The 21,098-nt window shown below is 66.0% G+C and carries 13 protein-coding genes; 6 read left to right on the top strand and 7 right to left on the bottom strand.

Annotated features, from left to right (window positions below; all coding sequences use genetic code 11):
• Positions 1-55 precede the first annotated feature (55 nt).
• Entirely contained in the window at positions 56-1,108 is a 1,053-nt protein-coding gene (locus AC25Y4_RS00275; protein ID WP_488118371.1) for a baeRF11 domain-containing protein, read from the top strand.
• Between the two features lie 38 nt (positions 1,109-1,146).
• Positions 1,147-3,345 (top strand): S9 family peptidase, encoded by a 2,199-nt coding sequence (locus AC25Y4_RS00270; RefSeq protein ID WP_488118370.1) that lies wholly within the window; start codon positions 1,147-1,149, stop codon positions 3,343-3,345.
• Positions 3,346-3,536: 191 nt separating this feature from the next.
• Here the strand turns inward: AC25Y4_RS00270 and AC25Y4_RS00265 are convergent, their stop codons facing one another.
• Positions 3,537-6,671 carry an AAA family ATPase gene (locus tag AC25Y4_RS00265; protein WP_488118369.1) on the bottom strand — a complete coding sequence of 1,045 codons (3,135 nt, stop codon included), beginning with the start codon at positions 6,669-6,671 and terminating at the stop codon, positions 3,537-3,539.
• Positions 6,668-7,945, bottom strand: a complete 1,278-nt coding sequence (locus AC25Y4_RS00260; RefSeq protein ID WP_488118368.1) for an exonuclease SbcCD subunit D — start codon at positions 7,943-7,945, stop codon at positions 6,668-6,670. Before AC25Y4_RS00260 ends, AC25Y4_RS00265 begins: the two co-directional genes overlap by 4 nt.
• A 468-nt stretch (positions 7,946-8,413) precedes the next feature.
• Here AC25Y4_RS00260 and rox point away from each other — a divergent pair, with 468 nt between their 5' ends.
• Entirely contained in the window at positions 8,414-9,865 is a 1,452-nt protein-coding gene (gene rox, locus AC25Y4_RS00255) for a rifampin monooxygenase (RefSeq protein WP_488118367.1), read from the top strand.
• A gap of 143 nt (positions 9,866-10,008) precedes the next feature.
• Positions 10,009-11,082, top strand: a complete 1,074-nt coding sequence (locus AC25Y4_RS00250) for a dipeptidase (protein WP_488118366.1) — start codon at positions 10,009-10,011, stop codon at positions 11,080-11,082.
• A 141-nt stretch (positions 11,083-11,223) separates the two neighbouring features.
• Here AC25Y4_RS00250 and AC25Y4_RS00245 read toward each other — a convergent pair whose 3' ends face one another.
• The 5 genes from AC25Y4_RS00245 to AC25Y4_RS00225 are packed head-to-tail and all read right to left on the bottom strand — an operon-like array spanning position 11,224 to position 16,480.
• Complete coding sequence (locus tag AC25Y4_RS00245) at positions 11,224-12,003, bottom strand: ABC transporter ATP-binding protein (RefSeq protein ID WP_488118365.1); 780 nt, start codon at positions 12,001-12,003, stop codon at positions 11,224-11,226.
• A complete protein-coding gene (locus AC25Y4_RS00240; protein ID WP_488118364.1) occupies positions 12,003-12,884 on the bottom strand; it encodes an ABC transporter ATP-binding protein in 882 nt (293 codons plus the stop codon). Before AC25Y4_RS00240 ends, AC25Y4_RS00245 begins: the two co-directional genes overlap by 1 nt.
• Positions 12,881-13,807 (bottom strand): ABC transporter permease, encoded by a 927-nt coding sequence (locus tag AC25Y4_RS00235; RefSeq protein WP_488118363.1) that lies wholly within the window; start codon positions 13,805-13,807, stop codon positions 12,881-12,883. Before AC25Y4_RS00235 ends, AC25Y4_RS00240 begins: the two co-directional genes overlap by 4 nt.
• Entirely contained in the window at positions 13,804-14,925 is a 1,122-nt protein-coding gene (locus AC25Y4_RS00230) for an ABC transporter permease (protein ID WP_488118362.1), read from the bottom strand. Before AC25Y4_RS00230 ends, AC25Y4_RS00235 begins: the two co-directional genes overlap by 4 nt.
• Complete coding sequence (locus tag AC25Y4_RS00225) at positions 14,909-16,480, bottom strand: ABC transporter substrate-binding protein (RefSeq protein WP_488118361.1); 1,572 nt, start codon at positions 16,478-16,480, stop codon at positions 14,909-14,911. Before AC25Y4_RS00225 ends, AC25Y4_RS00230 begins: the two co-directional genes overlap by 17 nt.
• Before the next feature lie 142 nt (positions 16,481-16,622).
• On the opposite strand from AC25Y4_RS00225, the gene zapE reads away from it, so the two are divergent.
• A complete protein-coding gene (zapE, locus tag AC25Y4_RS00220; RefSeq protein WP_488118360.1) occupies positions 16,623-17,711 on the top strand; it encodes a cell division protein ZapE in 1,089 nt (362 codons plus the stop codon).
• A gap of 67 nt (positions 17,712-17,778) precedes the next feature.
• Entirely contained in the window at positions 17,779-21,066 is a 3,288-nt protein-coding gene (locus AC25Y4_RS00215) for a DEAD/DEAH box helicase (RefSeq protein WP_488118359.1), read from the top strand.
• The last annotated feature ends 32 nt before the right edge of the window (positions 21,067-21,098 follow it).

Raw genomic sequence — 21,098 nt, 5'->3', positions numbered from 1 at the left:
TATCCCAACCCGAAGCGAAATCGAAGTTTTGGCTACAACTCGGGAACCGGGATGTGTGTCGATCTACCTCCCGACGGGCAGCCTCCCCACCGAGGCCGATGTCTGGAAAATAGAACTCAAGAACATGCTCAAAGACGCCACAGAGCAGCTCACCGCCGCGGGAACCGATGAAAAAATCATCACCGCGATCACCTCCGCCGTCGCCGCGAAAGTCGATGACCCCACGTTCTGGCGCTACCAGTCGAACAGCCTCGCACTGTTCGTGAATGGCACGTCGTTTTATGCCTACCGCGTTCCGAACCGGCTGGATTCCGCCCTCGAAGTGTCGGACCGGTTCTACATCAAACCCCTGATTCGGGCGGTCACCTTCCCCCAGTCAGCGTTCATCCTGGCACTTGCCCAGAACTCGGTGCGACTGATTGAAATCTCGGCTGCAGCCCCGGCCAACCGGTTGAACGTTCCTGACATGCCAACGGATGTCGCCAACGCGGTGGGCCTCGAATCCGTCAAGGGTCGCACCCAGGACGGTCGCATCCAGGGCAGCGAAGGCCAGAAGGTGCGCATGCGCGAGTACTCGCAGGCAATCGAGGCCGCGATCCATCCCATCCTGGCCACCTCGAGCCGGCCGCTGATTCTCGCGGGCGCCGAGCCTCTGACCAGCATCTTCCGCTCCGTCTGCACGTACCCGCGAATGGTGGAACCTGTCATCGCCGGCAACCCAGAGGAGAAGTCAGACGAGCAGCTCGCCGCCGCGGCCCGTCCCTTGCTCGACACCCTCTACGCATCAGTTCTCGCCGACCTCAAGGATCGCTTCGGTACGAACGCTGCGCACGGCCGCGCTGTTAGCGATCTCACCGACATCGCCCGCGCCGCCACGAACAAGGCGATTGAGACGTTGCTCGTCGACATCGACCAGCGGGTTCCTGGCTACGTCGATGAGGAGACGGGCGTTATCACGTTGGACACCGACGACGACGCCTCCAATTACGGTGTTGTTGATGAGATCCTCCGCCGCGCACTGCTCTCCGATGCGCGGGTTTTCGCGGTTCGGGCCGAAGACGTGCCCGGCGGCGGTGCCGTCGCAGCGACCGTGCGATTCCCCGCCTAGTCGGCGCGCTCCGGTAGCAGTCACGTACGCTGAGAAACATGATCACTCCTCCCGTCGCCGCTAAGAAGCCGACCGAACGCATCTTTCACAACGATGTCTACGTCGACAATTACGAGTGGATGAGGGACAAGGACAGTCCCGAAGTTCAGGCTCACCTTGAAGCAGAGAACGAGTATGCCAAGGCGCGCACGTCGCACCTCGGCATCCTGCAGGAACTGATTTTCGAGGAGATCAAGGAACGCACGCAGGAAACCGATCTCAGCGTTCCAGTGCGCCGTGGCGACTGGTGGTACTACACCCGAACCATCGAAGGCAAGGAATACGGCATCCACTGTCGCGCGCCGATCTCAGGGCCGGATGACTGGACGCCGCCGGTATTGGACGTCGAGCCCGGTGCTGCTGGTGCTGGCGGTCCTGCTGCTGGTGCTGGTGCTGCCGCGACAGACAGCGTCGTGCCAGGGGAACAGGTGCTGCTCGATGACAACATCGAGTCCGCCGATCACGAGTTCTATTCGCTCGGCAGCTACGACATCGGCGCGGACGGCGTTCTGCTCCTGTACGGCGTCGATACAGAGGGTGACGAGCGATACACGATCAAGCTGCGCACGATCGAAACGGGCGAGAACCTCACTGACGTCATCGAGAACACCGGCGGCGGTGCCATCCTCGATCGGAGCGGGCGCTTCGTGTTCTACACGACCGTCGACGACGCCTGGCGCCCAGACACCGTGTGGCGACATGAGATCGGCACTCCGGCCAGTGACGATGTGACAGTGTTCCACGAGCCGGACGAACGGTTCTGGGTCGGCGTCGGCCGCTCCCGCAGCCACAAGTACCTCATGATCGAGGCCGGTTCGAGCATCACGAGTGAGACGCGACTGCTCGACAGCAGCGATCCCACCGGCGAGTTCGACGTGGTCTGGCCGCGCCGCGACGGCGTCGAGTACGACGTCGAACATGCCGTTATCGACGGCGAGGACCGGCTGCTCATCGTGCACAACGACGATGCCGTCAACTTCGAGCTCGTCAGTGTGGCAGCGGACGACCCGCGCGGGATCAAGAAGATGCTGCTGCCGCATCACGATCAGATTCGGCTCGAGGGCGTCGACGCCTTCCGGGACTTCGTCGCCGTCGAATACCGACGTGACGGACTGACCCAGGTGGCGGTTGCTCGGCGTCGCGAGGGTCCGGAAGACAAGGGCGGCCTCACCGAGCTGACGTTCGACGAGAAGCTGTACTCCGTCGGCACCGCGGCCAACCCTGAATGGAACCAGCCGACGCTCCGGCTCGGTTACACGAGCTTCGTGACGCCGTCATCCGTTTATGACTACGAGGTCGCGACCGGCACGCTGACCCTGCTGAAGCAGCAGCCTGTGCTCGGCAAGTTCGATCCGTCGCTGTTCGAGCAGCGCCGGGAATGGGCGACGGCGGCAGACGGCACGCGTATCCCGATTTCGTTGGTGTACCGCAAGGATCTGGTCGAGCTGGGAACACCGGCACCCACCCTGCTGTACGGGTACGGATCGTACGAGCACAGCATCGACCCTGGGTTCGGCATCGCGCGCCTCAGCCTGCTCGACCGCGGCATGATCTTCGCTGTCGCGCACGTGCGTGGCGGTGGCGAGCTCGGCCGACTCTGGTACGAGAACGGCAAGAAGCTGCACAAGCGCAATTCGTTCACCGACTTCATCGCCTGCGCCAATCACCTGATCGACAACGACTACACCGCTCCAGACCGCCTCGTCGCTGAGGGCGGCAGCGCCGGTGGCCTACTCATGGGCGCCGTCGCCAACATGGCGCCGAGGCTCTTCTCCGGCATCCTGGCCGAAGTACCGTTCGTCGACCCGCTCACGTCGATCCTGGATCCGTCGCTGCCGCTCACCGTCATCGAATGGGACGAGTGGGGCGACCCGCTGCACGACCCTGGCGCATACGCGAACATCAAGTCGTACTCGCCGCTCGAGAATGTGTGGGAGACGCAGTATCCGCGCATCCTGGCGGTGACCAGTCTCAACGACACCCGGGTGCTCTACGTCGAGCCAGCGAAATGGGTGGCGAAGCTGCGCGAGGTGGGAGCGGATGTCCTCCTCAAGACAGAGATGTCGGCCGGACACGGCGGGGTGTCTGGCCGATACAGCGCCTGGCGCGAGCGTGCCTTCGAGTACGCCTGGATCATCGACGCTGCGAGTGCACATCCCTCTGGCGAGGGCAGGAAGGCGCGGCTCGCGCGGGACTAGGCCGCGGGTTGGCCGCTGCGCGGGTTGAACGCAGCTGCGCGCACCCTGCAGCTACCGCGCAGCTGCGCACGTACCGCGCAGCGGGTCTCGAGACGGCCTGGCGGCCTCCTCGACCAGCGGGTTTCCGTTGGTCGAGGAACGAGCGCCAGCGAGTGTCTCGAGACCCGGCGAGTGTCTCAAGACCCCGCCGATCAGCCCGCCTGGATCTCGCTGTAGCCGCGATCGGTGACGATGATGCGCAGCTTGGCCGGGATCTGTTCCTTCATCGCGTCGACGTGGCTGATCAAACCGATTGTGCGTCCGCCGGCGCGCAGGCTGTCGAGCGTGCCCATCGCGATTTCGAGGGTGTCGCTGTCGAGTGATCCGAAGCCTTCATCGACGAACAGGGTGTCGAGCGTGATGCCGCCGGCCTGGTTGGTGACAACCTCAGCCAGTCCAAGGGCAAGAGCGAGCGACGCCAGGAATGTCTCTCCACCCGACAAAGAGTTCGTGGCCCTGGCTCGCCCGGTGTGCTGGTCGAGAATCGTCAGTCCGAGCCCTGACTGGGTGTTCCGGTACTGCACCGAGTCGTCGTGCTCCAGCGCGTAGCGACCGCTCGTCATGGCACGCAGCCGGACGTTTGCCGACGCGACAATCTCTTCAAGCTGGGCGGCGAGCACGTACGTTTCGAGTCGCATCCGCTTCGTGTTCGGGTCTTTTCCCTGAACCACGCTGGCCAGCTCGTGGAGCTGCGCGTATTCCTCCTGCAGCTGGGCGGATGCCGCAGACTCGTCTCGCACCGTCGCCACGATGCGGGCCAGCTGGCCCTGGCGCTCGGCGACGACGCTGCGCTCTCTGAGTGCGGCGTCACGGGCAGCCCTGGCTTCCGCGAGGCGCGCGGTCGGACCGTCAAGCTCGGCAGGCTCTGCAGGGAGGGCCACAATTTCAGGTTCAGTCAGGATCGACAACGCGGTGCTGCGCGCCTGGTCGTGCAGAGCGACGCGGGCATCGAGGGCGGTCATCTCGGCGCTCGTGCGTCGGGCGATGGCGACGTCGTCTTCGGCGGCGAATCCCTGCTCGCGCAGCTGCTCGACGAGGGCCGCAGCCGCAGAGGCGTATGCGTCGCGCGCTGCTCGGGTACTGCGGAGGGCTGCCGCCAGCGACGTGGCTGCGGCCAGTGCATCCTGCAGCCAGCTCGCCCGCTCTGCGACGGAGTCGAATGCGCCGCGGTATCGCGCGATCCGCGTGCGAATGTCAGCGCAGGTGTGTTCCACCTCCGCGAGCGTGGCCGCTGCCATCTCCTTTTCGTCGCGCAGCGCGGCGAGGCGTGCCGCCGCGCCGTCAAGCTCACCGCGGAGCGTCTGATGCCTGGCCTCGAGAACAGCAACGCGCTGGGCTGCCGTCGTTGCGTCCGCCAGCGCTGCACGCGCATCGATGAGCTCGGCGTCGAGTTCGTCGACGGTTTTGCCGACCGCAGCCGAGCGCGCTTCGGCGAGTGCAGTCGCTGCGTGCAGGACGCGTTCGTGGGCGGCGTCCATCTCGCTTCGGCGCACGTCGGCCGCTGTGCGCGCGTCCTCGACATCGTCGGCGGTGACGGGCTCTGCCTGGGCAGCGGCGGGTGCCGGGTGCGCGGGCGATCCGCAGACAGAGCACGCCTCCCCCGGCTGTAATTCGGCAGCCAGTTCGGCCGCGTGTCCGGCCAGACGTCGACGCATCAACTCGTGGATCAGTGCGGCTGCCGTCGAGTGCCTGCCGCTGGCATCGGTCTCGGCGGCAAGCGCATCGCGGTGCTGGGACTCAAGGGCAATGGCTGAGCGCGCGGCATGAGCGGCCGCGGTCAAGCGATTGATCTTCTCGGCCGCCGCCTGCTGGGCGGCAGCCGCGATCTGCGCCTCGGTGAGTTCGGCGGCGACGTCGTCGATCTGCGCCGGCAACACAGCGCTGCGAGCGGATGCTTCCTCCAGCTCAATCTGGATGTCGCCAACTCGACGCTGCAGGCCTTCGACCTCCTGCAGCAATGCTGGCAGTCGACGTTCGTCGGCGCGAACGGTGTCGAGCGTGCCGATGGTTCGGGTGAGCTCATCGATCGTTGCGGCGAGCGACTCGGCAGAGAATGCGGCTGCGGGGTCACTGTCAGCGACATATGTGGGCGCAGGGCCAGCGACGGCAGCACCGGTCTCAGTACCGATCGCGGTTCCGGCTGCAGCCAGGACCCGCTCACCAGGTGCCAACTGCGCGGCGAACGGCTCGAATACCTCACGTGCTGCTTCTTCGGCGGTGAGCGCAGTGTCGAGGGCTGCCTCCGCTTTCTGCCCGGCCACCAGGTGCGGCCAGACGACCGCCGCCCTGTGTGCCGCAGCGAGCGCACGTCGATCGGCCTCGATGTCGTCGCGATCCGCGTCGAGCTCCACGAGCGTTGCCGCGGCGCCATCGCGACGGATCTGCAGTCGTCGGGTATCGATGAGAGCTCGCACCGTGGCATCCGCTGCGTCGAACGCCGCATCGGCGTCCTCGGCCACCAGGGTTGCGGCATCGAGCTGCTCGTTGATCGCGGCGAGCGCCGTCTCGAACCACGACAAGGTCGGGGCGCCGGCGGCATTCGCGACAGCATCACCGGTTGGAGGCCCTTCGGCATCACCGAGCAGGGTGCGCACCAGCGTTGCCTGCTGGTGCAGTTTCTCGCGCGCGGATTCCAGGTCGGCGGCCAGGGCCTTCCGCCGCTCGACGAGCGTGGTCTCAATGTGATCGAACCGTCGCGTGCCGAAGAGGCTGCGGAGTACCGCCTGCCGATCGTCGTTCTTCGAGAGCAGGAACTCCTGGAAACGATTCTGCGCCAGCAGGATCACCTGCAGGAACTGGTCTTTCGTGAGGCCCAGGATGCGGTCAAGCTCATGGCCGACGTCAACGGGCCTGGCGGCTACCCCCACCCAGTCGCTGTCATCAATGCGAGAAACCGCGGCCCCAGCGCCCACACTGCTGGCTTCACTCCGCTGCGACAGCACGGCCGTTGGCTTCTGCATGGTGGTGCCGACGCCCTTGGCCTTCGGGCGCTCAAATTCGGGACTGCGGCGCACCTGGTATTCGGTGCCGTTGACGCTGAAGACCAGCTCGACAAATGTCGGGTCGTCTGGCGTGCAGTAGTCGCTCCGCAGTTTTTGCTGGGCGTTGTCATAGCGCGGGATGCTGCCGTAGAGCGCGTAGCAGATTGCGTCGAGGATGCTTGATTTTCCAGCGCCGGTCTTGCCGGTGATCAGGAAGAGGCCATCGTCTCGAAAGCGCTCGAAGTCGACGTGCTGCTCGTTCTTGTATGGGCCGAACCCGGCGACGGTGAGACGCTTGATCCTCATACGCTTGCCCGCCCGGCAGCGCCGCGTGCGCCGGCCTGGTCGGCAGATCGATCGGCAGATCCGCTCGCAGCAACGACCTCGGCGAGCACATCGGCCAGCACGTCGTGCTCGAAGCTCGACGGGCCGACGCCGTTCCGCACGTGCTCGAGGAACCCGGCCACGATCTCGTGGTCGGCCTTCTTGTGCACGCGGTCTGAGTACGACGTCTTCGCCGTCGGCGCGGTGAAAGTGGGGCGATGCTCCAGCGTGACGCACCAGGGGAAGCGCTCTTGCAGGCGACGCATCGAGTCCATCGGCCGCACCTGGTCGGTGAGCACCGCGGACACCCAGTGCTCCTCGTGCTCGGCGTGCGCCGCATCGGCCAGGAGGTCGTCGATCGTGCCGGTGAGCACGACCAGCGGCCGCGGCACGGGAAGCGGCACCCATTCAACGGATGCCAGTCCCCCGGCATCCAGATCAACGAGCCAGGATCCGCGCGGCTTGTTCGCCTCTGAGAATGAATAGTGCAGCGGAGCGCCGGAGTAACGCACCCGGTCGCTCAGGGCTGAGCGGCCGTGGATGTGACCGAGCGCCACGTAGTCGGGCCCGTCGAAGACAGCGAGCGGAACGTAGTCGAGCCCGCCGGCGGTGATGTCCCGCTCAACGTCGGTGGCCTCGGTGGCTTTCGTGGATCCGGTGGCCTCGGTGGCTTTCGTGGATCCGGTGGCCGCGGGTGCCGAGAGCGCCACCCCGCCAACAGCGAAGCAGTGCGAGATGGCCACGGAGCGTCCGCCGCGAGCGTCGAGGTCGGCTCTGATCTTGTCGAGGGCGAAACCGAGGGTCTGCTCGTGGGTGCGCAACGTGGCATCCGGATAAAGGTGCCGAATCAGCGCCGGCTCAAGGTAGGGAATGCCGTAGAAATGCACGGGGCCGTGCTCATCGGTGAGCGTGATCGGCTGGTCGAGCTGCTCCGGCCTGGTCACGATGTGAATGCCGGCGAGGCGTGCGAACTCGGAGAGGTAGCCGAGGCGTGCGGCGGAGTCGTGGTTACCGCTCGTCATGACGACGGTCGCTCCCGTGCCACGGATGGCGCGCAGCGTGTCGGTGAGCACCGCGTAGTAGTCCGCTGCCGGCGTGGCCGAGTCGAAGACATCGCCGGCGACGACAACCACGTCGACGTGGTGTTCCCGCACGGATTCCACCAGCGCCGTGAGCACGGTTCGCAGGTTCTCCACCGTCGAATGCCCATGGAACGTGCGTCCGATGTGCCAGTCCGACGTGTGCAGGATTCTCATATGTTCACGCTAGCTGCTGCCCCTGACAGTCCCTGGCGCGACAGTCCCTCTCCGACGAGCCACGTGCCTGCAGCTCCCCGGTCGAGACGCTTGCTGTCGCTTGCACCTCGACCATCGGACGGGCCTGCGACCGGCGTGGAGGCTCCCCGACCAGCGGGCAGGCGGGGCCGGTCACCTCACTTTCGTTACGGAGGTCGCCAGCGAGTCCTGGCGCGCGGTTTCCCCCCTGGCGCGCGATAAAGCGCGCGCCTGCGGGAAAACCGCGCGCCCAGATTGAGTCCGCCCCAGCTGCGTCCGCCCAGCTGCATCCACCCCAGCTGGTCCACCCCAGCTGCGTCCGCCCCAGCTGAGTCCGCCCGCGCTGTGTCACAGAACACTCTTGTTCACCCGCCACGAGACGAGTACCTTCGTTCTCCGAACACCGGGATGGGGACGCCGGCAGCGTGCCGGCGACGATGAGGGGGATTCGTGATCGACGTGATCATTGCCGGCGCAGGGCCGACCGGCGTCATGCTGGCCAGCGAGTTGCGGCTGCACGGTGTGGGCGTGCTCATCCTCGAGAAGGAGGCAGAGCCGACGCGCATTGTTCGCGCGTACGGCCTGCACGCGCGCAGCATCGAGGTGCTCGACCAGCGCGGCCTGCTCGAACCCTTCCTGGAACTCGGCACCCAGTACCCGGTTGGCGGCTTCTTCGCCGGCATCACCAAGCCGTCACCAGAGGGGCTGGACACCGCGCATCCCTACGTTCTCGGCATTCCGCAGACTGAAACGGAGCGCCTGCTGACCGAGCACGCCATCGAACTCGGCGTGGAGATCAGGCGCGGCTCTGAGCTGGTTGGTCTCAGCCAGGATGGCGACGGCGTGACCATCGAGCTGGCCGACGGCACTCACATTGCGTCGCGCTACCTCGTCGGCTGCGATGGCGGCCGCAGCACGGTGCGCAAGCTGCTCGGCGTCGACTTCCCTGGTGAACCAACGAGGATCGAAACGTTGATCGGTGAGATGGAGGTGGCCGTGTCGCCGGAGACGCTGGCCGCCGTGGTGGCGGAGGTCTACAAAACCCAGAAACGGTTCGGCGCTATGCGCCAGAGTGACGGGGCGTACCGCATCGTCGTGCCCGCGAATGGACTGGCGGACGACCCCACCATCCCACCGACAGTTGAGGAGTTCGGGCGGCAGCTGCGGACGCACGCCGGTACCGACTTCGGCGTGCACTCGCCGCGCTGGCTGTCCCGATTCGGAGACGCCACCCGGCTGGCCGCGGACTACCGAGTCGGTCGCGTGTTGCTGGCCGGCGATGCGGCACACATCCACCCGCCGACCGGCGGACAGGGCCTTAACCTCGGCCTCCAAGATGCGTTCAATCTGGGCTGGAAGCTTGCTGCAACGCTCGATGGCTGGGCGCCGGACGGGTTGCTTGACAGCTATGACACCGAACGGCGTCCCGTCGCCGCCGACGTGCTCGACAACACCCGTGCACAGATGGAGCTGCTCTCCCTCGAGCCCGGCCCCCAGGCGGTGCGCCGCCTCCTGGCGGAGCTCATGGAGTTCAACGACGTGAACCGGTACGTCATTGAGAAGGTCATTGCGATCAGCATCCGCTATGACTTTGGCGAGGGGCCCGAAATACTCGGCAAGCGGATGCGAGACGTTCGCCTGACGAAACACGGTCGCCTCTATGAGCGGATGCGGGACGGCCGCGGGCTCCTGCTCGACCAGACCGGCAAGCTGTCGGTGGCGGGCTGGGAGGATCGGGTCGACCATGTGGTGGACGTGATCGCTGAGGTTGATATCAGCCCGGAGTTGAACGTACCGGCCGCGCTGCTGCGTCCAGACGGCCACGTGGCGTGGATCGGTGACGATCAGCACGATTTGATCGGTCACCTGCCCACATGGTTCGGCGCTGCATCTGCGCGCTAACTCCTCACTCCCAGATTGGCGAACGCAGCCGCAGGTTGGCGAACGCAGTCCCAGGTTGGCGGACTCGGCCGCAGCTTGGCGACTCAGCCGCCGCGCCGGTCAACAAGAAGGACGTCGGATGACTTCTCCCCTAGCGTTGGCGGATGACCTCCAGCGACATTGTGCAGCAGGCCCTCGCGGCATTCCCGATCATCGACGGTCACAACGATTGTGCGTGGGAGTGCCGTGTCAATCGCGACTACTCGGTGGACGGCCTGGAACGCGGACTCGCCAGCGACACCGACATTGCCCGACTCCGAGCCGGCGGGGTCGGCGCCCAGTTCTGGTCGGTCTGGGTGGAAGACACCACCGACGGCGCGCACGCGGTGCAGCAGACTCTCGAACAGATCGACTGGGTGTACCGACTTGCGGCCCGGTATCCAGACGACTTCGTGATCGCCACGAGCGCTGCCGACGTCGAGGGCGCCAGGGCCGAGGGCCGCATCGCGTCGCTGCTCGGCGCGGAGGGGGCCCACAGCCTCAACGACTCGCCGGCCGTTCTGCGCATGCTCGCGCGGCTCGGCGTGCGCTACCTCACCCTCACCCACGTGAAGAACTCGTCGTGGGCCGACTCGGCGACCGACGAGCCCGTGCACGGAGGCCTCAGCCCGCGCGGCGTCGAGTACATCGCCGAGCTCAACCGCCTCGGGGTGCTGGCCGACCTCTCGCATGTATCGCCCGCGACCATGCACGCAACGCTGGATGCCACCACCTCGCCGGTCATCTTCAGCCACAGCTCGTGCCGGGCGCTCAGCGACCACCCGCGCAATGTGCCAGACGACGTGCTTGAGCGCCTCGCCGAGAATGGGGGCGTCGTCATGATCACGTTCGTGCCGCAGTTCCTCAGCGCGGACTTCCAGACGTGGTTCGATTCGGATCGCGCAGGCGATATGCCGGTGGTCAGCATTGCGGATGTCGCCGATCACGTCGACCATGCCCGCTCGGTCGCTGGGGTGGCCCACATCGGCCTCGGCGGAGATTACGACGGCACTGAGTTCTTTCCCGTCGGCCTCGAGGGCGTGGACGGCTACCCGGCGCTGCTCACAGAGCTCGCCGACCGTGGATGGAGCGCCGACGACCTGGCCGCGCTGGCCGGCGGCAACATCCTGAGGGTGCTGCGCGAGACCGATGCGGCATTTGCCCACGGCGGAGCGGGGCGCCCGGCGCTGGAGCTCTAGCCCCTGCCGGTGGGTGAGGTGGCCGCTCGTGGCTATTCCCCCGTTGATCGAGGAGGCCGTTCACGGCCGTCTCGAGATCACTGCCTTGGTTTCGAGACAGGGGCTCGCACGCTCGCACCTTCCTCAACCAACGAGAGAGGCTTACCCGCGCGGCAGGGTGCCGAGGCCGTCTGCGACCGGAATCGCGGCGAGCAGCCGTTGGGTATAGGGGTGCTGCGGCGCAGACCAAACGGATGCGACAGCATCCGTTTCGACAATGCGGCCAGCTTGCATCACGGCGACTCGGTCGGCGACCACGCGCACGACTGATAGGTCGTGACTGATGAACAACAAGGAAGCGCCGTTCTTCAGCGCCACGTCGCGCATGAGCGTCGCGACCTTCGCCTGCAGCGAGGCGTCGAGCGAGGCAATCGGCTCGTCACCGACCAAGACGTCTGGCCGCGCGCCCATCGCCCTGGCAATGGCGATGCGTTGGCGCTGCCCGCCAGAGAACTGGTGCGGGAACATCGAGGCCGCACTGCGGTCCATGTGCACGTCGTCGAGCAGCTGCGCGACGGTGGAGCGCTCGTCCCCGGCGATCGCCAGCGCGTCCTCGATCTGCGCGCCGACCCGTCGGCGCGGATTGAGCGAGCTGTATGGGTTCTGGAACACCATCTGGATGCGCAGCAGCCGACGCGGCCGCTTCCGCAGGCCCAGCGCCTTTACGGTGTCGCCGTCGAAGTTGATCGATCCGGAGGTGAGCGGCTCAAGGCCGCAGATCGCACGGGCAAGAGTCGATTTGCCGCATCCGGACTCCCCGACCAGGCCGAGCACCTCCCCTGGCGCGAGGTCGATGCTCACCCCGTCGACGGCGGCGAGGGTGCGACGGCCGGGCAGCTTGTATGTGACGCGGGCGTCAGTGACTGAGAGATGACCGGCCATCAGGAATCCGCTCCGTTCGACAGTGAATCGTTCGAAACGGAGTCGTCGGACGACCACGCCGCTGGCAGCGCGTCGATGAGTGACCTCGTGTAGTCGCTCTTCGGCTCGCGGATCACCTGGAAGCGAGTGCCATGCTCGACAACTTCCCCGTAACGCATCACCGTGACCGTATCGGCGAGGGCCGACATCACGCCGAGGTCGTGAGTCACGAGCAGGATCGCCAGGTCGAGGCTGTCGCACAACTCGCGCAGCAGTCGCAGGATGCCGGCTTGCACTGTCACGTCGAGCGCTGTTGTCGGTTCGTCGGCGATGAGCACAGACGGCTCGCAGGCCAGCGCGGTCGCGATGGCGATGCGCTGCAGCTGCCCTCCCGAGAACTGATGCGGGTATTTCTTCAAAGCCGCCTCAGGGTCTGGCACCTTGACACGTTCGAGCAGCGCCACGGCGCGCTCCCTGGCCTCACTCTTCGAAACGCGCAGGTGGTGCCGCATCCCGTCAGTGAGCTGGTGCTCGATCGTGATCATCGGGTGCAGGCTCGCGGTTGGGTCCTGAAAGATCATGCCGATGTCGCGGCCGCGCAGCGCGTTCATGGAGCGGGAGCCGATGGTCAGGAGATTCTCGACACGGCCGCGCGGACCCTCGTAGGCGATCGAGCCGCCGAGACGGGACCCGGCAGGCTGCAAGCCGCAGATGGCCAGCCCTGTCATGGTCTTCCCCGACCCTGACTCGCCCGCGAGACCGGTGATCGACCCGGCCGGCACGTCGATGTCGATGCCGCGCAGGATGCGCTTCGGGTCGTTCTTCGGGCCGAGTTCGAGAGTGAGTCCGCGGACCTGCAGCCCCGACGTGGTGAGCTGGTCGTTCATATCTTGATGTCTCATATTTTGACTCCCTGCACAGCACCGGCGGTGCGCGGGTCGAGCGAGTCGCGCAGGGCGTCGCCGAGGAGGTTGAAGGCGACAACGACGGTGAAGATCGCGAGGCCCGGGAAGGCAGCGAGCCACCAGTCGCTGAACTGCTGCACACCGTCGGCGACCATGGCGCCCCACTCCGGCGTCGGCGGCGTGGCACCGAGACCGAGGAAGGATAGCCCTGACAGCAACAGGATGGCGTTGCCGAAGTCGAGGGTGGCGAGCACGAGGATGGGTGCGGCGACGTTGGGCAGGATGTCTCGGCGGAGCGACGTGAACGGGCCGAATCCGAGCAGCCGGCCGGCCACGACGTACTCGCGTGAGCGCGCACCGAGCACCATCGACCGCATCACGCGGGCATAGCTCGGCCAGGACACGAGCAGCAGCGCGATGACCGCGTTCGTGAGGCTCGGGCCGAGCGCAGCCGTCACGATCATCGCCAGGATGATCGTGGGGAACGCAAAGACGAGGTCGGAAAAGCGCATGATGATCTCATCGAGCCATTTGCCGAAATAGCCCGCAATTGCGCCGACCACGGAGCCGATGATGGCCGATGCCACCACGAGGAACAACGCGAGGGGCAGCGAGATGCGTGCTCCGTATAGCGTGCGGCTGAAGACGTCGCGTCCGAGCGCGTCTGTGCCGAAGAGGTTTGTGCCGTTCGGTGGCTGCAGGCGCTCAAAGTTCTGGGCGAGCGGGTCGTACGGCGCAATGAGCGGCACGAAAATCACGATGAGGAACCACGCGGCGATGATCGCCATGCCGATGATGGCCATCGGCCGGCGATAGGCAGCTGGCAGCCTGAAGCGGATGCGACGCGGTCTGGCTTCGTCGAGGATGGCGCCGGCCGCGGCATCCGCTTCGAGGTCGAGACGTGACTCAGTGTTGGTCATTCGACACGCACCCTGGGGTCGACAACGCCATATACGACGTCGATGATGAAGTTGGTGATGATGTAGACGACACCGACCACGAGACCGACACCCATCACGGCTGGCAGGTCAAGCGTCGTCGCCGATTTGTAGGCGTACTGCCCGATGCCGCCCCAGCCGAAGACCTGCTCGGTGAGAACTGTCCCAGAGAGCAGTGAGCCGAAGGCAAGGCCGACGACGGTGAGGATGGGCAATGACGCCCCTCGGAGGATGTAGCGGAAGATCACGGTGACCGGGCTCAGTCCCTTAGCTCTGGCGGCCAGCACGTACTCCTGGTTCAGCACGTCGAGCACGGCGGAGCGCGTGAAGCGCACGAGGAGCCCGACGGTGAAGAGGATCAGCACAGAGCCTGGCAGCACGAGGTGCGCGAGGGCATCGGCGAACGTGGCGAACTGCCCGGCGAGTAGGGAATCAACCGTGTACATGCCCGTGACATGCGGCGGGGGTTGCAGGGCGGCGCTCAGCCTGCCCGTTCCTGGCGCCCACCGCAGCTGGTAGAAGAACACGTAGAACGCGGCGAGGGCCAGCCAGAAGGTGGGGATTGAGATCCCCACGAGGCTGAGCACGCGGAACAACTGGTCGGAGAAGCGGTTCTGTCGGAGCGCAGCCCAGGTACCGAGGCCGACGCCGATGATGATCGAGAACACGATGACGAACAGCGCGAGCTCTGCGGTCGCCGGGAAGGCGACGCCGAGGTCCTGGACCACCGGGTTGTTCGTCTGGGTCGAGGTACCCAGGTCGCCGCGGAAGATATTGGCGATATAGAGGAGGTACTGCGTGACGAGCGGCTTGTCGAGGCCGTGGGCCTCGCGGTAGGCCGCCACGATTGCGGGGTCACTCGCCGCACGCTCGCCAAGCGCCGCCTGGGCGGGGTCGGCTGGCACAAGGTTGGCGAGCGTGAAGGTGACCAGGGTCACGCCGAAGATCAGCAGGACGCTGATGCCGGCGCGAACCAGGATGTAGCGGACGAGCGGCGGGAGGTGTCGGGAGCGCGTGCTCTGCACACGCGCCCCCGGCGTCTCGGCGATGCCGGTTTCGACGACGCTGTTATCGACGATGTTGTTATTCGATGTCGGCAATGTTGACGGTCCACACCGGGTTGAGGTCGAGACGGGTGATCTCGGGGGTGGTTACCGCATACTGGCCAGGCTGCACGACGGGAATGAATGGCCCTGTCGCATTGCCGGCCTTCTGCCAGGCCTCGTAGGCGGCGACGCGGTCGTCGCCGGTGGCTGCTGCCGCGGCTGCTGCCGCGGCAGTGACGGCCTCATCGGCGCCCTCTGCCCAGCCGGCGCGGAGGCCGAGGGACTCCCCAGGGTTGAAGACCAGGTAGTTCGACGGGTCGGGGAAGTCAGGGCCCCAGTACATGATTCCGGACTGGAGGGTGCCGGCACGGAATGCGTCGAGGAAGGTGGAGATCGGCCCTGGGGCGAGGGTCAGCGTGATACCGACGTCCTTCAGCTGTGACTGGATCGCCTCTGCGAGGGTCTGCATCTGCAGGCCGTTCACCGTGACGTCGTTCGCGTATGAGAAGGTCACGGCCTCCCCTGAGTAGCCGCTCGATGCGAGCGCCTTCTTGGCCTCGGCCAGGTCGAAGACGTTGGCCGGGTCTTCCTTGAGCGCGCCAAGGAAGATGGAGGGAACCATTCCGCCAGGCTGCACTGCGCCCTCACCGGCGATCGACAGGATCTTGTCGTAGTCGATGCCGAATCGCACGGCTTTGAGGAAGTCGGGCTGGTTGGTGACGCCAGCGCTCACGGCCGCATCCTGGTTGAACCAGGAGTAGATGAGGTACGGCGAGACGTTTTTGACGACAGTGGCGCTGTCGCCCATGTCGGAGACCTGGTCGGCGTTCAGGTCGAGCGCGACCTGCGCTGCTCCGGCCTGCACATTGATCTTCTGGGTCGGGCCCTCGACATTCTCGAGCACGACGCGGCTGTAGACAGGAGCCTCACCGCTGTATTCAGGGTTGAGCGTGAAGGTCACCTTCGTGGTGACGCTGTACGACTCGAGTATGTACGGGCCGGAGCCGGCCGACGTCTCGTTGAGGAAGGCCTCTGCCTTGTCATCTGCGTCTGTCGTGCCGCCGTTTGCGATGAGCAGCTTCGAGTTGACGATACCGAGCGACGGGTTCGGCAGGATGAATGGCAGCGCGGGATTCGGGGTGGCGCTGGTGAGGGTGACGGTGTCATCACCGGTCTTGGCGACGGTCACGCCGTCAAGCAGGAACGAGGGGTTACCAGCGATGCCCTGCACGCGCTGGTAGGAGAAAACGATGTCGTCAGCGGTTACCGGGGTGCCGTCTGAGAAGGTGTGCTCGCCATCCATGGTGAGCGTGAGAACGGTGTTGTCAGCGTTCGACTCGTAGCTGGTGACACCGTTGACCACGGTCGTCACGTCGCTGCCCTCGAAGTCGAGCGCCGTCTCGTAGAGCGCCTTATCCACAACGCTGCCGGTGAGCTCGAACGAACGGGCCGGATCGCTGGTCTTCAAATCGAATGACTTATTGATGACGAGGGTCTTGCCCCCGGCGTCGGTGGCGGCGGGCGAGGCAGCTGTACAGGCCGTGACAGCCAGCATCGATGCCAGTCCGATGGCAACTGCCCCGGACGCCCTCAGGCGGTGCTTGAACATGGTCATACCCCTTCGCGCTGTGGTTTGTATCTCCTTGTATAGCGTCGGCGCATTTCTGACACGTTTCGGCTGGCGGGTCGTGATGAAAACGTGTTGAAGCGCTGAGTGCGGCACATCGCTGCCGCCCCTGTAGGTTCGATTCATGAGCATCGCCACCCCTGCCGCGCCGTTCGCGAGCGGAGGGGTGGTTCTGGATGATCTGGTTCTCGACAGCCTGGTTCTCGACAGCGTGGTTCTCGATGCAGAGCAGCAGCGCCTCGTCGCGGCATTGGGCGCCTTCGGCACGCAGATGACGGATGCCGCGAGGCCGGCAACCGGCGTCGGTCGCGGCCTGTACATACATGGTCCCGTCGGGCGGGGGAAGACGTGGCTGTGTGACGCCTTCTTCGATGCGCTGCCCACCGAGGCGAAACGTCGCACGCATTTTCACGGATTCTTCCGCGGCCTGCACGAGGCGATCTGGCGCAACCGGTCGAGTGGACTCTCCGAGCCTGGGCAAGTCATCGCGGATGCCATCGCCGAGCTGCTCGACGGCATCGACCTGCTCTATTTCGATGAGTTCCACGTGCACGACTCCGGAGATGCCGCGCTCATCACCCGCGTGCTCGAAGAGATCTTCGCGCGCGGGGTGAGCGTGCTGGGGACGTCGAATTACGCTCCGACAGACTTGCTGCCGGACGCTGACTTCCACGACCTGTTCGAACCGGGCATCGCCCTCATCGAACGCCATCTCGACGTGTTCGAACTCGGCGGCACCATCGACTACCGCCGCCTCGCCCCGGCCACGGCAGGGACGGGTTTCGCAGCCGGCTGCTGGCTGACTCCCGGCAGCGCGCAGCAGCTCGGCGACGCCGGCCTGGTCGCCCCGCACGCCGATGAGCAGGCGACTCTTTCGGCGAGCGGCCACCACTTCGCTGCACGCCGGGCGCACGATGGCGAGGTGTGGTTCCAGTTCGACGAGCTGTGCGAGGCGGACTCGGCGGTGAGCGACTACCTGAGGTGGGCATCCGTTTATCAGCGCTGGGTCGTCGAGGGCGTGCCGGTGCTCCAGACCGCGACCATGCAGGCCAGGCAGCGCTTCGCGAATCTCATCGACGTGCTGGCCGATCGGGACGTGACACTGCACATCGTGAGCGAGCATGCGGCAGCGGATGCGCTGCGCGTGACACCCGCGACGCGTGACTTCGAGCGCACGACCAGTCGACTCGCGCTGCTGCGGCAAGTTCGCTGACTCCGCAGGCGTGATGCCCACCACGCGCGCGACGGGAACTGTCGGTCGCGCGTGAGAGCATGGGGGCATGCCGCAGCCCGATTGGAAGACCGCCGTGCTGGCGCTCACCGGTCCGGCCGATCAGCCCCACGCGGTCGTTGCCACCCCGTTCACTCCGCTGGCGCTGCAGTTCGAGCTGCGCGAGCAAACCCCGCGCACCAGCGAACGCTGGCGCGGACCAACGGCGAGGCCGGTCACCAGCGAGGCCGTGACATCCGCTGGCCAATTTCGGTTGGGCGTGCGGCCCGTGCTCCGCAACTCCCTGGGCAACTGGGTCAAGTCGACCGTGGCGTGGAATAGCGTCTCCCACCAGCTGAATCGTTTGAATCTGTACCCGGAGCAGCACCGCTGGTTCTCGCAATTCGTCGCCATGCACCGGGCAACCAGGGGCGCGTACTCCGGGCAGGAAAGCGACTGGATCTACCTCGACGACTTCGTCAGCCCCGTGCTCTGGCACCTTCTCGCTGAAGCCACGTCCCTCGGCATCGACTTCGTCGGCACGAAGAAGGATGCCGTTGTCATCGTGGGAACGGAAGCCAGCGTGAGCGTCGATGCGACGCGCGCTGCGAGTAGTGCGGGTGGTGCTGAGCCCACCGCATCCGGTGCCGTGCAGCTCACCACCCACCTCACCATCGATGGCCGGTCGTACCCGCCGGAGTCCGGCGGGTTCATCGGCACCCACGGCATCTACAGCGCACAGCTTCTCCCCCGGCAGAGTTTCGCGCTCGCTCCCACGACTCGTCCGCTCACCAAACAGCAGCGACGATTGCTCGGCGAGAGCGCATCGCTCACCATTCCGGCGCCCGATGTGGCCGAGTTCCTCGCTGAGCACTATCCCCGGTTGCGCAGCTCGATCACGATCACCAGCACGGATGCCTCCGTCGACTTCCCGAAGCCCGGCCCACCCACGCTCGTGCTCACGGCCACGTTCCAGCCGAAGCACAACCTGCACCTCGCCTGGCACTGGGAGTATGCGCTGGGCACGGCGATCACAACGCTGCCCGTGCAGCAGATGACCGCGCAGGGACGGGCCATGGCCTCACCCACCGCTGCGGCCTCTGCCTCTGCCGCAGCAGCTCGGGCGACCGCGGCTGCCAGGTCGACGTCAGCCCGGTCTGCAGCGGCTGCTGCATCGGCCGCGGCTGTCGCGGCCACGTCCACAGGTCCTGAATCTGCCGCAGCACCCGACGCCGACTGGCGCAACCTTCGCTCCGAACGGGCGATCCTGTCGCGCACCGGTATCGACAGCTTCGCACCCACCACGCTGCGCGACGTCGACGCCGCCGAATTCACCGAGCGGATGCTGCCCAGGCTCGCCCGCCGGGCCGGCATCCGTGTCGACGTGGTCGGCGTCAAACCGCGCTACCGCGAGCTCACCGACCGGCCGGAGATGGTCTTCATGACGGTCGAAAGCGATCACCGCGATTGGTTCGATCTCGGCGTTGTGGTGAAGGTTGCGGGGCACAGCATCCCGTTCGGCCCACTGTTCAAGGCGCTGTCGAAGGGCAAGAAGAAACTGTTGCTCGTTGACAACTCCTATCTCTCGCTGAACCAGCCGGAGTTCGACCGGCTGAAAGAGCTCATCGACGAGGCCAGGGACCTCGCCGAATGGGAGACAAAGCTGCGGATCAACCGGCACCAAGTCGGCCTCTGGGCAGAATTCGAAGACCTCGCCGACGAGACAGAACAGGCAGAAAGCTGGCGCGCCGCCGTCAGCGGACTCATCGCATTGACAGCGGCAGCCGGCACCCTCGGCGACGAAGCAGCTGCCGGTGCGGAGGGCGACTCAGGTGACTCAGGCGGCTCAGGCGGCTCAGGCGGCTCAGGCGGCTCAGGCGGCTCAGGCCGCACGCCCAGCACGTCAGCCGTGCCCGCGATCCCCCTGCCAGCAGGCCTCAACGCCACACTGCGCCCGTACCAGGTCGACGGTTTCAACTGGCTCGTGTTCCTGTGGACACACGGCCTCGGCGGCATCCTCGCCGACGACATGGGCCTCGGCAAGACAGTGCAGACCCTCGCCCTGCTCGCGCACGTGAAGGAACGAGCGCCCCACGAACCCAGCCGTCCGTTCGTGATCGTGGCGCCGACATCCGTTGTGGGCAACTGGGCGAGCGAGGCCGCGCGCTTCACGCCGGGCCTCGATGTGCGTGTGGTGACGAAGATCGGGGGGCTCCCGGATGCCATGGGTTCGGGCACCGGCGCCGGAACTACGGCAGCCAGGCCCGACGTCGTGGTCACCTCATATGCGCTGTTCCGACTGGACGCAGAGGCCTACCAGGCCGAGGACTGGGCCGGCCTGATTCTCGATGAGGCCCAGTTCGTGAAGAATCGCGAATCGCAGGTGCACCGCGTCGCCGTCGATCTGAAAGCACCGTTCAAGCTGGCCGTCACCGGCACGCCGATGGAGAACAACCTGCTTGAGCTGTGGTCGCTGTGCGCGATTGTCGCGCCAGGACTGTTCCCGTCTGCCCGCAAGTTCACCGAAGATTACGTGCGCCAGATCGAGCTGGAGAAGAACAGGGAGCGGCTGGGTCGACTGCAGCGTCGCATCCGCCCGCTCATGCTGCGCCGTACCAAGGAACTCGTGGCGCCAGAGTTGCCCGCCAAGCAGGAGCAGACGCTGCAGATCGACCTGGCACCGGAGCACCGCGAGCTGTACGACACGTTCCTGCAGCGCGAGCGGCAGAAGCTGCTCGGGCTCATCGAAGACCTCGATCGCAACCGCTTCATCGTGTTCCGCTCGCTGACCCTGTTGCGGATGCTCAGCCTCGACGCGTCACTCATCGATCCGGCATACGCGTCGATTCCCTCGAGCAAGCTCGATGCACTGTTCGAGCAGCTCGAAGACGTGGTGGCCGAGGGGCATCGCGCGCTCATCTTCAGCCAGTTCACCTCCTACCTGCAGAAGGCCGCGGCCAGGCTCGACGCAGAGGGAATCGCCTATGAGTACCTCGACGGGTCGACCCTCCGGCGCCCGGAGGTCATCGCCCGCTTCAAGACCGGCGACGCACCGGTCTTCCTCATCAGCCTGAAGGCAGGCGGGTTCGGCCTCAACCTCACCGAGGCCGACTACGTGTTCATGCTCGACCCGTGGTGGAACCCGGCCAGCGAGGCCCAGGCCATCGACCGCACCCACCGCATCGGCCAGACCAAGAACGTGATGGTGTACCGGATGGTCGCCACCGACACGATCGAAGAGAAGGTCATGGCGCTCAAAGACCGCAAGGCGGCCCTGTTCAACGCCGTTGTGGATGACGACGCCCTGTTCAGCTCGACGCTCACGGCAGATGACATCAGGGGTTTGCTCGAGCGGTAGGCGCGCGCCGGCTGCATGAGTGCGTTCGGGTG

The sequence above is a fragment of the Leifsonia sp. Y878 genome (assembly GCF_057669685.1).
The sequence above is the reverse complement of the archived record's forward strand: the minus strand, read 5'-3'. Positions and strand labels throughout refer to the sequence as shown.

Excerpts from the sequence above, each read along its gene's own strand:
- AC25Y4_RS00270 (WP_488118370.1), top strand. The coding sequence starts at position 1,147 with ATGATCACTCCTCCCGTCGCCGCTAAGAAGCCGACCGAACGCATCTTT.
- AC25Y4_RS00265 (WP_488118369.1), bottom strand. The coding sequence starts at position 6,671 with ATGAGGATCAAGCGTCTCACCGTCGCCGGGTTCGGCCCATACAAGAAC.
- AC25Y4_RS00260 (WP_488118368.1), bottom strand. The coding sequence starts at position 7,945 with ATGAGAATCCTGCACACGTCGGACTGGCACATCGGACGCACGTTCCAT.
- AC25Y4_RS00250 (WP_488118366.1), top strand. The coding sequence starts at position 10,009 with ATGACCTCCAGCGACATTGTGCAGCAGGCCCTCGCGGCATTCCCGATC.
- AC25Y4_RS00245 (WP_488118365.1), bottom strand. The coding sequence starts at position 12,003 with ATGGCCGGTCATCTCTCAGTCACTGACGCCCGCGTCACATACAAGCTG.
- AC25Y4_RS00240 (WP_488118364.1), bottom strand. The coding sequence starts at position 12,884 with ATGAGACATCAAGATATGAACGACCAGCTCACCACGTCGGGGCTGCAG.
- AC25Y4_RS00235 (WP_488118363.1), bottom strand. The coding sequence starts at position 13,807 with ATGACCAACACTGAGTCACGTCTCGACCTCGAAGCGGATGCCGCGGCC.
- AC25Y4_RS00225 (WP_488118361.1), bottom strand. The coding sequence starts at position 16,480 with ATGTTCAAGCACCGCCTGAGGGCGTCCGGGGCAGTTGCCATCGGACTG.
- zapE (WP_488118360.1), top strand. The coding sequence starts at position 16,623 with ATGAGCATCGCCACCCCTGCCGCGCCGTTCGCGAGCGGAGGGGTGGTT.
- AC25Y4_RS00215 (WP_488118359.1), top strand. The coding sequence starts at position 17,779 with ATGCCGCAGCCCGATTGGAAGACCGCCGTGCTGGCGCTCACCGGTCCG.